At 51.2% G+C, this 12,442-nt stretch carries 22 protein-coding genes; 17 read left to right on the forward strand and 5 right to left on the reverse strand.

What is annotated here, in order from left to right; translation table 11 throughout:
• Positions 1–74: 74 nt before the first annotated feature.
• From ACOTZF_RS18155 to ACOTZF_RS18175, 5 genes are all read right to left on the reverse strand, one after another.
• The gene (locus ACOTZF_RS18155) at positions 75–404 is read right to left on the reverse strand and encodes a hypothetical protein (protein WP_421636172.1); all 330 of its coding nucleotides are present in this window, start codon (positions 402–404) and stop codon (positions 75–77) included.
• Positions 401–1,228 carry a chromosome partitioning protein ParB gene (locus tag ACOTZF_RS18160; RefSeq protein ID WP_421636173.1) on the reverse strand — a complete coding sequence of 276 codons (828 nt, stop codon included), beginning with the start codon at positions 1,226–1,228 and terminating at the stop codon, positions 401–403. Before ACOTZF_RS18160 ends, ACOTZF_RS18155 begins: the two co-directional genes overlap by 4 nt.
• The gene (locus tag ACOTZF_RS18165) at positions 1,228–1,587 is read right to left on the reverse strand and encodes a hypothetical protein (RefSeq protein WP_421636174.1); all 360 of its coding nucleotides are present in this window, start codon (positions 1,585–1,587) and stop codon (positions 1,228–1,230) included. The genes ACOTZF_RS18160 and ACOTZF_RS18165 overlap by 1 nt, the downstream gene beginning before the upstream one ends.
• A 323-nt stretch (positions 1,588–1,910) precedes the next feature.
• Positions 1,911–2,135, reverse strand: coding sequence for a hypothetical protein (locus ACOTZF_RS18170; protein ID WP_421636175.1), 225 nt, complete (start codon positions 2,133–2,135; stop codon positions 1,911–1,913).
• 347 nt (positions 2,136–2,482) lie between these two features.
• On the reverse strand, positions 2,483–3,202 hold the full coding sequence (locus ACOTZF_RS18175) for a LexA family protein (RefSeq protein WP_126304565.1): 720 nt from the start codon (positions 3,200–3,202) through the stop codon (positions 2,483–2,485).
• Positions 3,203–3,300: 98 nt separating this feature from the next.
• On the opposite strand from ACOTZF_RS18175, the gene ACOTZF_RS18180 reads away from it, so the two are divergent.
• From ACOTZF_RS18180 to ACOTZF_RS18260, 17 genes are all read left to right on the forward strand, one after another.
• Complete coding sequence (locus tag ACOTZF_RS18180; protein WP_023305900.1) at positions 3,301–3,519, forward strand: Cro/CI family transcriptional regulator; 219 nt, start codon at positions 3,301–3,303, stop codon at positions 3,517–3,519.
• A 52-nt stretch (positions 3,520–3,571) separates the two neighbouring features.
• Positions 3,572–4,027, forward strand: coding sequence for a hypothetical protein (locus ACOTZF_RS18185; protein WP_349403093.1), 456 nt, complete (start codon positions 3,572–3,574; stop codon positions 4,025–4,027).
• Positions 4,028–4,043: 16 nt separating this feature from the next.
• Complete coding sequence (locus tag ACOTZF_RS18190; protein ID WP_421636176.1) at positions 4,044–4,514, forward strand: YmfL family putative regulatory protein; 471 nt, start codon at positions 4,044–4,046, stop codon at positions 4,512–4,514.
• 240 nt (positions 4,515–4,754) lie between these two features.
• On the forward strand, positions 4,755–4,934 hold the full coding sequence (locus ACOTZF_RS18195; protein WP_421636177.1) for a DUF4222 domain-containing protein: 180 nt from the start codon (positions 4,755–4,757) through the stop codon (positions 4,932–4,934).
• Positions 4,924–5,814, forward strand: a complete 891-nt coding sequence (locus tag ACOTZF_RS18200; RefSeq protein ID WP_421636178.1) for a conserved phage C-terminal domain-containing protein — start codon at positions 4,924–4,926, stop codon at positions 5,812–5,814. The genes ACOTZF_RS18195 and ACOTZF_RS18200 overlap by 11 nt, the downstream gene beginning before the upstream one ends.
• The gene (locus ACOTZF_RS18205; RefSeq protein ID WP_421636179.1) at positions 5,811–6,305 is read left to right on the forward strand and encodes a hypothetical protein; all 495 of its coding nucleotides are present in this window, start codon (positions 5,811–5,813) and stop codon (positions 6,303–6,305) included. Before ACOTZF_RS18200 ends, ACOTZF_RS18205 begins: the two co-directional genes overlap by 4 nt.
• Positions 6,305–6,964: an MT-A70 family methyltransferase gene (locus ACOTZF_RS18210; RefSeq protein ID WP_421636180.1), complete on the forward strand. Its 660-nt coding sequence runs from the start codon at positions 6,305–6,307 to the stop codon at positions 6,962–6,964. Before ACOTZF_RS18205 ends, ACOTZF_RS18210 begins: the two co-directional genes overlap by 1 nt.
• Positions 6,961–7,188: a hypothetical protein gene (locus tag ACOTZF_RS18215; RefSeq protein WP_023337120.1), complete on the forward strand. Its 228-nt coding sequence runs from the start codon at positions 6,961–6,963 to the stop codon at positions 7,186–7,188. Before ACOTZF_RS18210 ends, ACOTZF_RS18215 begins: the two co-directional genes overlap by 4 nt.
• Positions 7,185–7,505 carry a LexA family transcriptional regulator gene (locus ACOTZF_RS18220; protein ID WP_254676258.1) on the forward strand — a complete coding sequence of 107 codons (321 nt, stop codon included), beginning with the start codon at positions 7,185–7,187 and terminating at the stop codon, positions 7,503–7,505. Before ACOTZF_RS18215 ends, ACOTZF_RS18220 begins: the two co-directional genes overlap by 4 nt.
• Complete coding sequence (locus tag ACOTZF_RS18225; protein ID WP_023338483.1) at positions 7,502–7,891, forward strand: RusA family crossover junction endodeoxyribonuclease; 390 nt, start codon at positions 7,502–7,504, stop codon at positions 7,889–7,891. Before ACOTZF_RS18220 ends, ACOTZF_RS18225 begins: the two co-directional genes overlap by 4 nt.
• Positions 7,892–7,915: 24 nt before the next feature.
• Positions 7,916–8,632, forward strand: coding sequence for a phage antirepressor KilAC domain-containing protein (locus ACOTZF_RS18230; RefSeq protein ID WP_421636193.1), 717 nt, complete (start codon positions 7,916–7,918; stop codon positions 8,630–8,632).
• A complete protein-coding gene (locus ACOTZF_RS18235) occupies positions 8,629–9,618 on the forward strand; it encodes a DUF968 domain-containing protein (protein ID WP_421636181.1) in 990 nt (329 codons plus the stop codon). Before ACOTZF_RS18230 ends, ACOTZF_RS18235 begins: the two co-directional genes overlap by 4 nt.
• A 12-nt stretch (positions 9,619–9,630) precedes the next feature.
• The gene (locus tag ACOTZF_RS18240; RefSeq protein ID WP_421636182.1) at positions 9,631–10,461 is read left to right on the forward strand and encodes an antitermination protein; all 831 of its coding nucleotides are present in this window, start codon (positions 9,631–9,633) and stop codon (positions 10,459–10,461) included.
• Positions 10,462–10,698: 237 nt separating this feature from the next.
• A complete protein-coding gene (locus tag ACOTZF_RS18245) occupies positions 10,699–11,100 on the forward strand; it encodes a putative holin (protein ID WP_001514183.1) in 402 nt (133 codons plus the stop codon).
• Positions 11,097–11,372, forward strand: coding sequence for a phage holin family protein (locus ACOTZF_RS18250; protein ID WP_063139172.1), 276 nt, complete (start codon positions 11,097–11,099; stop codon positions 11,370–11,372). The genes ACOTZF_RS18245 and ACOTZF_RS18250 overlap by 4 nt, the downstream gene beginning before the upstream one ends.
• Positions 11,373–11,375: 3 nt before the next feature.
• Positions 11,376–11,852: a glycoside hydrolase family 104 protein gene (locus ACOTZF_RS18255; protein ID WP_250128986.1), complete on the forward strand. Its 477-nt coding sequence runs from the start codon at positions 11,376–11,378 to the stop codon at positions 11,850–11,852.
• Complete coding sequence (locus tag ACOTZF_RS18260; RefSeq protein ID WP_421636183.1) at positions 11,849–12,319, forward strand: lysis protein; 471 nt, start codon at positions 11,849–11,851, stop codon at positions 12,317–12,319. The genes ACOTZF_RS18255 and ACOTZF_RS18260 overlap by 4 nt, the downstream gene beginning before the upstream one ends.
• The last annotated feature ends 123 nt before the right edge of the window (positions 12,320–12,442 follow it).

Genomic DNA, 12,442 nt, shown 5'->3' on the forward strand with positions numbered 1-12,442 from the left:
ATCAGCCTTGTAGTAACCGCCGCAGATTGTGCATGGCACCACTGGCACTTCGTCGTAATTTGAGGTTCCTGTAATCATGACTGCACTCCTTTGCGAAGCTGGTAGGCATGGACGCGCAATATGTCGATTGCCTTCGATGTGACAGGATGCTGATGGTTCATCATTGCAATGACTGTGTTAATCGATGCATCCACACCCTGAGCCCGCACTTCAGCCAGGAAAGCCTGGTACGCAGGAATCTGCAACACCGCCAGTGAACGAATCATTTTCTGCACTTCCGGCGGGCATTGCTCATAGTGTTCGTCTGTGATGAACACGGCGTCGTTGTGAATTGTTTCAACTGCACTCAGCTCCGCAGCCAGCGCCGCGCATCTGGCTTCAAGTTCTTCATAACTCGGTTTCATGCTGAGGCTCCTGAACGTTGTGATGCTATGGCTTTATGCTCGTCAATTATTTCCACGACTTCTGAATGGACCAATCCTTCGAGAGAGATAACACCTGTGTCGCTTATACCCGCCAGGCTGATCAGCTCAACAAGACGTCGCGCTTTCTTCACGCTAATCTCCGGCGCTATAACGCTGCGGGTAACTTTCTTCTTACCCTTTGCTGCTGCAGAAGCTTTATCCTTCTGAAGAACCTCACCGGCCTTTTCGCCGAACTCTTTTACGCGTTCAACGGCCACATCAACAGACACTGACCCGGATTTAACTTCTTTCTGAACGTCGTGGTTAGCTGTGCTAAGAAGCAGTAGCTTTTCGACAGTAGGAACAGACTTGTTGACCAGTTTTGCGATCTCGCTGGTGGTCTGATTGAAGGCGTTGTGCAGCTCCTGAATGACTGCAGCCTGTTCCATATCGGAGAGCGGGAGCTGGTTGTTACTGGTCATGATGCGAGCCAGGCGCTGCACATCGTTACCGTTGAACGGCATAATGTGGATGCGGTCTACGGGCTTTCCAGCTTCAGCACAGCGCGCATAGCAGCGGCGACGACGGGGACCTTCGACAACCCATACGCCACCTTCATCACGGGCGATAACCTCCAGCGGGGGAACAGAACCACCGTTCATCAGGTAGTTGAACAGGTCATCATCAGCCTGGCGGGTGCGTTCATCGTCTTCACGCTTGTTGAAACCTTCACGAACGTGGATATCAGAAAGAGCGATAAACATCCCGGTGTCGGTGCGCTTAATAACACCTGACTTGGTCATTTGCTTGAATGAGTTAGCCATTAGAGAGCAACCTCGTTATTCAGGGTAATGACGACAGGAGCCAACTCACGAAGTTCGCGCTGGGCTTCCAGCAGGTGCATATTTGTTCTGGTCTTCGTGTGGCGCTCAACAATGCGGTCGCATTCTTTTGCCCAACTCGCTACATATTGACGAAGGGTGGTGTTCTGCTCGGCCAGTGCCTTACGCTGCGCCATAGCTTCGCACAGCACGACGCTGGTAATGTCCAGGCGATTAGCAAGCTCATTCATAAGCTGTGCTGAAGCAACAGGAAGATACTTAGCTGCAGTACGCGCAGCGTCGATCAACTGCTCTCTGGTCATGCGTGGTTGTAACTCGGTGACGTTCTGTGTGTTCGTCATGGATAGTTTCTCCGTGTTATGAGCGCTCTGCACAGCGCTGATTTTTGGTTGCACGAATCCCTCGCCAGATGGCGACAAAAATTAAAGTGGTTTCGTTTTAGTAAGCACCCAACCAGGGCACTTAGTGAAACGGGCGGCTGCCACCGCCAGTTAGCTTCTCCACAATTGGGATCGCGTTCTCCTGAGTTTGATTTAACGACTGAGGCCTCTCAAGGAACCGGCTGAACGCGCTTTCAGTTGTGAAAAGAGGCGGTCGACATTAAGGACATTCACAACTGCCGACCGCCAAGACTACACACAGCATCTGGTACAGCTACTACGGGTTACCACGGTCCTAACGTGATTTGGTTGTGGTGGCCGGTGCTGATCTCCGGCTTTTCTTCATTTAGATGAGAAACACTTCGGCGTATTGCTAGTTTTACTCTCATCAGGTTGCGTGACAGAAGATACACCTTGGCGGCCAGCGCATCAGCCTGCGCATTCACCACAACGGAAAGAGCAATGAGTAGGGATTCGAACCCTCTACCAAGAATGGCGATCTCCGACATCGCTCAATGCTCTTACCTGTTATGGCCTCGTCTCTTCCGAGGTGTCACACCTGATCGCCACGCTGGTGAAACGTCTCTGGCTGTCGTACACAACTGGCTTGCACATTCCGGCTACCCGCTGGATCGGGATACTGCCTAAGGAATCCCCGGACCGCTACGGCACATGTGCCATATGCCGTACTGCTAACCTACCGATGATCTTAAACATCATCACCCCGGCGCATAATGAGTATCACCAATAGTAATTAAATGGTCAACACCTGTAGTGATAAAAATATCACACCTAGTGTTAACTTTATGATTAGTAAGGTGAAAAAAGATGCAAAAAAAAGGAGCCGATTGGCTCCTTATTCGAAGATAGTTTCAGGCCATTGGGCCTTAACAACTTTGCCTATTATCCTGCAATTCTCATTACATTCAATGGCCTGATAGCGAGGGCTAGGGTTTAGAGGTTCGAGCCAGGGCTTCCCGTCTTCACGAACAAATTTTTTAAAAGTGACCTCTGAATCGTTGAATATACCAGCAACACAGAAATCACCGGGCTCAACATCTTGTTCTGGATCTATGAGTATGAGCATTCCCTCAGGAAAGCTTGGCTTTACTCCTGGGGGAGCAGTCATTGAATGGCCTGATACCTCAAGCCAAAATGCAGAATCGCTGGCTTTAACAGTGGTTGAAACCCACTCCTTCGCATCGCGTTCTGTGTATGAATTAACTGGGCAAAATGATCCCGCTTGTACTTCGGTTAATAGCGGGTACTCATACACAGAGGATTGATTTCTTCCGTTAGCAATCGCCTCAAACATAGCTGATATCTCAGCTGCAAGGGATGGACTGAAATCATCGACTTTTACCCCGAGAATTTTAGCGAACTGTGCAGCATGAGTAGCGTTGATAGCGTTGGTGCCATTCAGTAACTGAGCGACACCACTTTGCCCCATACCCATTTGTTCAGCCAAAGTCTCCTGTGAGAGCCCCAGCGCTTTTTTCTTGGACTCAAAAATAGCTTTCAGCCTGTTGGCGTCGGCAAGTTGTTCGGCGGTCAATGGTTTCTTTTTCATTCTCATAATTTATCACCGCACGGCATAATCACCAATCACCGCTAGTGTTGACATATTTATCACTAACAGTGATACTTCTTATGTGCAAACCACGAGGAAAACCAATGAAGATTATTCCGCTATCTGAATATGTTTTGGAAAACGGTCAGGCGAAAACAGCTGAGGCACTTGGGGTATACCAAAGCGCAATCAGCAAAGCTCTCAAGCGTAATCGCCGGGTAAATATCCTGGTTAACGAAGACGGGAAGATTGAAGCCGAGGAAGTACGACCATTCCCAAACAAAAACAAACCTGCTGATCCTGACGTTGCAGTAACACCGTAACCCAACAACCAGCCTTACGTAACTACCAAAGGAAATACAGAGGGGTAGGTGAATGGACTACGAATTTTTTGAGCGACTTGGTAAATCAGTTCCAGGGTCCGTAGAAATTGACCGAGAAAACTCAACAGTGACGCTTAAGGGTTGGAAGTTAGAAGAGTTTGACTATGCCAATAACCAAAAGCAGTGCGCCGATAGTATCGAAGATCAGTCCAACGGGTTTAGGGCTTCTCCACTTAAAAGTGAAGACACGTTCCCGAAAACAATTCTCTTGGTAAATGGCGGTTTTAAGCGGGTGGTTAATCCACTCACCAATACCGATTCCCACGCATCCAAGAGCGATAAGACCTGTAGCACCTGCTGGAAATGCGGGGAACATGCCAGCGCCAGCAAGCAGGAAAACGAAAGCTCCGAGAGCAATCAATACCTTGTACCAGGCATCAAGGGCCAACTTAGAAAGTGGATTTTGCAAATTCATAGATTCCTTTTTACGCCGATAGGCAAATTCTAAGCGAAGGAAAAACAACATGGTAGAGCCAAGCCTGAAAGAAGTAGTTAAAGCGATGTGCAAAGCGTACCCAGGTGGCCGTGAGGCTATGGCCGGTGCTATTGGCATGTCAGTGACGCAGTTCAACAACAACCTGTACGAGAAGAACGGCTGTCGCTTCTTCGAAGTTAACGAGCTGGAGGCGATGGAAGACATTTCAAACACGTCTCTCCTGGCGGATTACTTCGCACAACGTCGCGGCGCTCTGCTGGTGGACGTTCCGCAACTGGAAGACCTCGATCGCGTGGACCTTTTCACCCGCGCCATGAGAACTGCAGCAGCACGCGGACAGGTCGATCAGATTATCCAGAAAGCCCTGGAAGACGGAGTTATTGAACCGCATGAAGCCGATGAGATTCACGAACATCACCGCCGTCACCTGGCTGCGCGTGAAGAAGAAATCCGCGCGATTGTCGCGCTGTTTAGCCGTAAGAAAAGCCAAAAGAAGTGACGCCCGCGAGTGTGCAGCTCCGGGCGTCGTGGCGTGTCGTATTCAGTGGAGAAACTAACGCATGAACAGTTTAAACCGATTGAGACCAGCGAAGCAATTCAGATGCCTTCCGCTGGTGGGAAAAGATTCCCCGTTCGGCTATGTGGAGAGATTAAACGACCAGCCTGGTAAGAACAACTACCAGCCTGAGAACGCGATGGTAGAGGCTTTTGCTCAGATGAACGAGAAGGGGCGTGAAGAATGGCTGAAGTTAACCGGCGATTCAAAGACCACTACGGCGTCCCGGTCCGCGTCATCAGATGGGAGCCCGAGACTCGACGCGTTATATACCTCCGCGAAGGGTACGAGCATGAGTGCTTCAGCCCTCTTGACCAATTCCAGCGTAAATTTACAGAGTTAAAGGACGACCATGAGCACTAAATTAACCGGTTACGTTTGGGACGCTTGCGCTTCTTCAGGCATGAAGCTGTCCAGCGTTGCCATCATGGCGCGTCTGGCAGACTTCAGCAGTGATGAAGGGGTTAGTTGGCCTTCCATTGCTACCATCGCGCGCCAGATTGGTGCTGGTGAGAGCACGGTACGCACAGCTATTTCTCAGCTGGAAAAAGACGGTTGGCTGACTCGCCAGCAGCGTCGTAAGGGAAACCGTAATGCATCCAACGTTTATCAGCTGAACGTCCAAAAGCTCCGTGATTCTGCCTTTTCTCACCTGTCAGAATCTGACGCGTCAAAACCTGATGCATCAAAATCCGACCCGTCAAAATTTGATGCGTCGAAAAACAGTAATAATGGCAGTTTTCACCCGTCAGAATCTGGTGGGGATCCGTCAGTAAAATCAACTACTGATCCATCAGATAAAAAACCTTCTTGTCAGGTTGCCACGCAACCCGACGATGAGAGTGCTGGCAAGAAGACTGATCCTGAAGTTTTGCTGACTGACAATTCCAGACTGGTACTGAAACATCTCAACCAGGTGAGCGGTTCTCGTTTCCAGAATTGCCCTGCGTCGCTGGATAACATCCGCGCAAGACTTCGCGAGGGCTTCACTCCCGAAGAACTCATGCTGGTGGTCGATTACAAGCATGAGCACTGGAAAGGACTGAAGGATTACCAGTACATGCGTCCAAAAACTTTGTTTGTCCCCGGAAACTTCCCAGGCTACCTACAGATTGCAACTCGCTGGGATGCGAAGGGCAGACCACAACGCGAAGATTGGGATGCAGCACGTAAGAAAAACTCCCTTACCTTCGGCGGGCCAGATAAAGCAATCCCAGCAGGTTTCAGAGGAGCTAAGCCATGAGCCTCTTGAAAGACATTCAGATTTTCATCGCCACTAACCCTGGGTTAACGAACAAAGAAATTGCGGCGTCTATGCCTCAGTACGATGTTCATGCAGTGCAGCGCGGGGTATGTCACCTGGTAAAACTGAATCGCGCTACCCGCCAGCACAACGGCAAGTGTTACCAGTATTTCGCTAAAGCACCTGGGGGAGATGTAAGCGAAGGACGTTCTGTAATGAAAATTAACCGTGCAGATACTCCAGTTTCTACACAGCAGGAAGAATCACCTGACCCGGCAGTAACAGCGATGATGGAAAAGGCTCAAGGCCTTTTTGAAAAGGGGCTGTATCAGCGTGCAGCCACAGTTCTGATGGATGCCTTCAACCGTTCAAAAAGCGAAGAGCAGCGAATGAAGATACTCATTGAGCGCCAGCGCTGCCTGAGCATGGCTCCGAAAGTTAAAGCGCCAACTGATGCATGGTGTCTGGCTGGCCAGGCGAGGAACATCTGATGAAATACTCACTGATTTACGCAGACCCAGCCTGGGAATACGGGAACACCGTCAGCAACGGTGCTGCCACCAATCACTACGGCACGATGAAGCTGATCGACATGAAACGTCTGCCTGTTTGGGACCTGGCTGCCGATGATGCTGTTCTGGCTATGTGGTTCACCGGTACGCACACCAAAGAAGCTATTGAACTGGCGGAAGCGTGGGGCTTTAAGGTCCGCACCATGAAGGGATTCACCTGGGTTAAGTTCAACCAACTGGCAGAGCAGCACATCAACAAAGCGCTTCAGGCCGGTGGAGTAGAGGACTTTTACGACTTCCTCAACCTGCTAAACGAGCAGACCCGCATGAATGGCGGAAACTACACCCGAGCCAATACTGAAGACATGTTGATCGCCACCAGAGGGAATGGACTGGAACGTCAGTGCGCCAGCATAAAGCAGGTTATCTACAGCCCACTGGGTGAACACAGCCAGAAACCAGCTGATGCCCGCTTCCGTCTGGAGAAGCTTTACGGTGATGTTCCTCGCATCGAACTGTTTAGCCGTTGCGGTGCGCCAGGCTGGGACCATTGGGGGAATCAGGCTGAGTCAGCTGCGGTTGAATTGATTCCCGGCGTTGCTGTTTCGGTGGCAAATAACCGGGAGCATGCAGCATGAAGAAGCTATCAACCGAGCAGGAGAACGCGGTTCGTGACGTTGCCCGTCAATGCTCTGATGCCATTAAGAAAGCCCTGAAGAAAAAGCCTAAGCCAAGCTGGAATGAGGCTGTACCTCCGATCCTGAAGGAGTACCACGAGAAGGTTAAGCCTATGGGCGTAAGTCTGGTGATGTTCAACAGCGTAATTGGACGCCTGAACGGGCGTTATGGAGTCGAGTCATGATCGAATTAACGCCGCGTCAAAGTGAAGTGCTGGATGCCATAGTGCTATACAAGGACAGAACAGGATTCCCACCCACGATGCTGGAACTGGCCGGGTTAATTGGCTGTGCATCACCGAACGCTGCTGCTGAGCATGTGAAGGCTATTCAGAAAAAGGGTTACATCACCGTTGCTCCTGGCGCTGCCAGGGGCATTACCATCGTCAAAACGGAATCTGATGAAGATCCGGTGTCTATCATTAAAGACCTCTTATCCGGTGGAGACCAGGCCAGAGATAAAGCTGTTGAATGGTTGAAGAAACAGGGAGTGACTTTATGAAACTGGTGCTCCCGTTCCCGCCGAGCGTAAACACCTACTGGCGAGCCCCGAATAAGGGGCCGTTAAAAGGTCGTCATCTTATCAGCGCCAAAGGCAGGGCATATCAAAGCGCTGCCTGCGTGGCTATCGTCGAGCAGTTGCGCTTCCTTCCCAAGCCTTCAACCGCACCTGCAGCCGTCGAAATCATGCTGTACCCACCAGACGAACGTCGTCGCGATATCGACAACTACAACAAGGCTCTGTTTGACGCGCTTACTCACGCTGGCATCTGGGAGGATGACAGTCAGGTGCAGAGAATGCTGGTGGAGTGGGGCCCGAAAGTACCTGGTGGACGAGTAGAGATATCGATCAAGAAACATGAACCTCTGGCGGGTGCAGCCGCCTGATAAGTGGAGAAGAGCGTGAATCAGATGAATATCACCGTAATGTGTCCGACTCACCACGCCGCCGCGATTGGGCAGCAAATAACGATGTCCAGCCGTGAGATTGCAAAGCTGGTCGACTCGCGCCACAGCAACGTCTGTGTGACCATCGAGCGCCTCATGAATTCTGGCGTGATTGGGGGGTATGCTGCAATGCAGTACACCCACCCACAGAACCAGCAGGTGTACCACTACTACGAAGTCAACAAGCGAGACAGCTATGTGATCGTTGCTCAGCTCTGCCCGGAGTTTACCGCCCGTCTGGTTGACCGGTGGCAGGAACTGGAGAGCGGGGACGGGATGGTGGTACCACAAACGCTTCCTGAAGCACTACGCCTGGCCGCTGATCTTGCCGAACAGAAGCAACGCCTCAGTGAAGAATTGGCTATAGCCGCGCCAAAGGCTGAATTTGTAGACCGCTATGTCAAAGCCACTGGCTCAATGACGTTCCGTCAGGTTGCCAAGCTCCTGAACGCTAAAGAACCGGAGTTCGCAATGTTCCTCATTGAGAACGGCATCATGTACCGCCTGAACCGCGTTCTTACTCCGAAGAGCAAACACATCGAAGCAGGGCGCTTTGAAGTTAAGACCGGCACCACCAACCAGACCAACTACGCATTCAATCAGTCCCGCTTCACCGCAAAGGGCGTGCGCTGGATTGGTGGACTGTGGGCTGAACATATCGCTAAGGGGCATGTTGCGTGAGAGCCATATTGACACCTGAAGTAGCTCCAATGTCCGGGGTGGTGCTGTTCCGCCCTGGCAATGAACTGCTGTGGCTATTTCGTCGCGGCAGGGTAGTGATTGAAACACCCTCTGAAGCCATCAAGCATCTGCCATCAGGGCTTATCCCTGAAGCTCACCAGCCACTGACAGATGATGTAAGTATGCAGGCGCTTTTCGTGAATGAGAGGGTTATTCAGCGTGCTGGCGGCCTGAGTGGACTTGATTCCTGGCTTGAACGCAAATACGAATGTCAGTGGCCACATAACGACTGGCACGCCAGAGATTTCACAATCCTGCGCCATGCACCCGGCAGTATTCGTCTTTGCTGGGGCTGTGATAACCAATTACGTGAACAAACCACTGAAAGACTTGCGGCACTTGCCATGCAGAACCTGGTAAAATGGATACTGGAAAGGGTTAATAGTGATTTAGGTTTCAACGCTGACCACACGTTAACTCTTCCAGAGTTCTGCTGGTGGATGGTACGTAACGATCTGGCTGACTTAATCCCTGAGTCTCTGGCAAGCAAAGCACTCAGGATTAAGCCTGAATCTCACAGATCAGTAATGCGGGAAAGTGAAATTGTTCCGTCATTACCGGCGACTGAAATCCTCCAGGAGAAAGCTAAGAAGATAGTGTCGGTGAAGGTCGATCCTGAATCACCGGAATCTTTCATGCTGAGGCCAAAGCGCCGCCGCTGGGAGAACGATAAGTACACCCGCTGGGTGAAGTCGCAGCAGTGCAGTTGCTGCAATAACCCGGCAGACGACCCCCATCACCTGATTGGCCACGGGCAGGGTGGAATGGGTACCAAAGCGCATGACCTGTTTGTGATACCGCTGTGCAGAGCGCATCACGACGAGTTGCACGCTGATCCCGTGGCATTTGAAGCGAAATACGGCGACCAGTTAACGCTGTTGTTTCGGTTTTTAGATCGTGCGCTGGCAATTGGCGTACTGGCGTAAGTGGAGACGCTCATGGACCTCGATAACGTTGTTAAATTCTTTGCCCCAAAAGGAATGCATATTTCCGATAGTGTTCGCGCTACTGCCAGCGAGCAACTGACGGTTACTGATGTTATGGCTGCGCTGGGTATGACCCAGGCAGATGCGGGAATTGGCCTTGCTATGTATCTTGGTAAAGCCGGGGTAAGCAAGCAGGACAGAGAAACCTCGATTAACTGGCTTGCTGAATATGCCAAACAATCAGCACCTTTTGCAGTTCGCCGTCTCGCCGGAAAGAAATTTCCCCTCTGTATGCTTATCCTCGCTAAGTTCGCCTATAACGACTATGCATCATCAGCTGCTGATTTATCCGATTGCCCTAAATGCCACGGTAAAGGCCTCATTGAAAAAGTCGGTACGGTCACCAAAAGCCATTACACAATGAGAATTCCACAGTGGGCAAAAGACCTTGGACAGTCGCCATCATCTTTCGAAAAGAAGCGGGATGTGAAGAACGTTGAGCAATCACTCTGCGCAAAATGCAACGGCACCGGGAAAATAAGTAAGCGCTGCCAGTGTGGAGGAACAGGAAAGACACTGGACCGTAAAGCAACTGAGTTGCAGGGCGTACCTGTTTATAAGGAATGCAAGCGCTGCGAAGGGCGAGGATACAGCAGACCAAAATCATCTGTTGCTTACCGGGGAATCTTCTCTGAACTGCCAAGCCTACCTGATCGTACCTGGCGATACAGTTGGAAGCCATTCTACGAAATGCTTGTTTCTCGCTGCTTTCAGGAAGAGAGCTATTCAAATACCCAACTGAAAAAAGTGACAAGAAGCGATAATTTGACGGATATCGCGTAATTTAACGTCACGATGCTTGCAATGTTGCCGTTTTTGATGTAATTTGACACTAACGATGGGCTTTGTATGTCCACGGTTAGAAAGAAAATATAAAAAACCTCGCTACGGCGGGGTTTTGTTGTTTCTAAGGGCTGCCAATGGGTAGCCTTTTCTTATTTTCAGGCCCGGGAACCATCATCGACACGCCTACTTGTTAAATCGTCCCGAGGTCCTGAACCAACTACACACGGAATAAATATGTCTGAGACCTTCACTATCGTAGGCGTTGGTCTTACATCGTCATCAGTCGGTGTAACCTTTGCCACGCTGTTTCCGGAGGCGACTCCAGCAGTGATGCTCGGATCACTTGCCGGAACTGCGCTATACGTTCTGACCTCAGATCCCCATCAACTCTGGAAGCAGGCTATCTTTGCGCTGATATCGTTTATCAGTGGCGTGTTCTTCTCCGTACCCATGGCGAAAATCATGGCCGGAATCATCAACACGCCGTTAAGCCTGATGAAGCCACCGGCCAGCATTGAGGTATCGCCAGCTGTCGGTGCAATTGTCACTGCTTCCATTTCCGTGGCAGTCCTGCTGCGTATTCTCCGCAAATCCAAAAGCGGGAAGATGCCGGGGCTGGGGGAGGAAGATAAATGACATGGCAGCTTCTTCTGATGGATGCAAACGCCATAGTTTGCCTGTTAATCATGGTCAGGCTGATGTTTTTCCGGAAAGAGGGAAAGCGTCATCGCCTGAGTGTCGCGGTGCTGGCCTACCTGGTCATTCTTGCCGCCGGATTCAACGCCTTCAACATTCTGCTCGGCCACTACGTACAGGTTAACCTCGGCGATCTGCTGCTGAACTCCGTCATCTGTATGGCGGTATGGCTGGCCCGGGGAAATCTGGCTAAGGTCGTTATCTCGGAGTAAATCATGCAAGCTCTCAATTCACAGCGAAAAGCCTTCCTGGATATGCTCGCATGGTCAGAGGGAACCGATAAACCGGGTCAGCCAACTAAGAACCATGGCTATGATGTCATCGTGGGCGGTTCGCTCTTCACGAGCTACGCAGATCACCCTCGCAAACTGATCACCCTTAACCCCAGGCTGAAATCTACTGCTGCCGGCCGCTACCAGCTGCTTTCTCGCTACTGGGATGCTTATCGGTCGCAGCTTGGCCTCAGGGATTTCTCCCCGGCCAGCCAGGATGCGGTGGCATTGCAGCAGATTAAAGAGAGCCGTGCCCTGCAGCTCATCGACGAAGGCTATATCCGTCAGGCCATTGACCGCTGCAGCAACATCTGGGCGTCGTTGCCCGGCGCAGGTTATGGCCAGCATGAGCACAAGGTTGAAAACCTCCTGAAGAAATTCAAAGAGGCTGGTGGTTATGTAGCAGAGCCAAAATCATGATCGGCGCCGTCATCAAGAGGCTGTGGCTGCCGATTGTGGTCATAGTGCTGCTGGGCTCATTGGTATGGGCTGTTAATCACTATCGCGACAACGCTATCACCTACAAAAACCAGCGCGACAAAGCGAATGAGAAGCTGAGTCAGGCTAATGACACCATCGATGACATGAAGGTGCGCCAGCGAGATGTGGCTGCGCTGGATGCCAAATACACCGGAGAACTGGCTGATGCGAAAGAAACCATTGAGCGTCTGCATAGCGATGTCATTGCTGGCCGTAAGCGGCTGCAGCTCAACGCAAACTGTCCCGCCAACGGAGCGACCGGCACCGGCAGCCTGGGCGATGCTACCAGCCCCCGACTTACTGACTCCGCTGAACGGGATTATTTCACCCTCAGAGAGCGAATCGTCACAGTGACGAAGCAGGTTGGGTATCTTCAGGACTACATCAAAGATCAGTGCCTCAAATAACAGCCTCGCATCCGCGGGGCTTTTTTATGCGCATCGCACGCGCACATCAAAGAAAGTCTTTCAGCTGTGAGCCTGGGCAAACCGTTAACTTTCGGCGGATTTGCCGTGCGACAGGCTCACGCC

This window comes from Enterobacter cloacae complex sp. SHL021 (genome assembly GCF_049237765.1).
Classification (GTDB): domain Bacteria; phylum Pseudomonadota; class Gammaproteobacteria; order Enterobacterales; family Enterobacteriaceae; genus Enterobacter; species Enterobacter cloacae.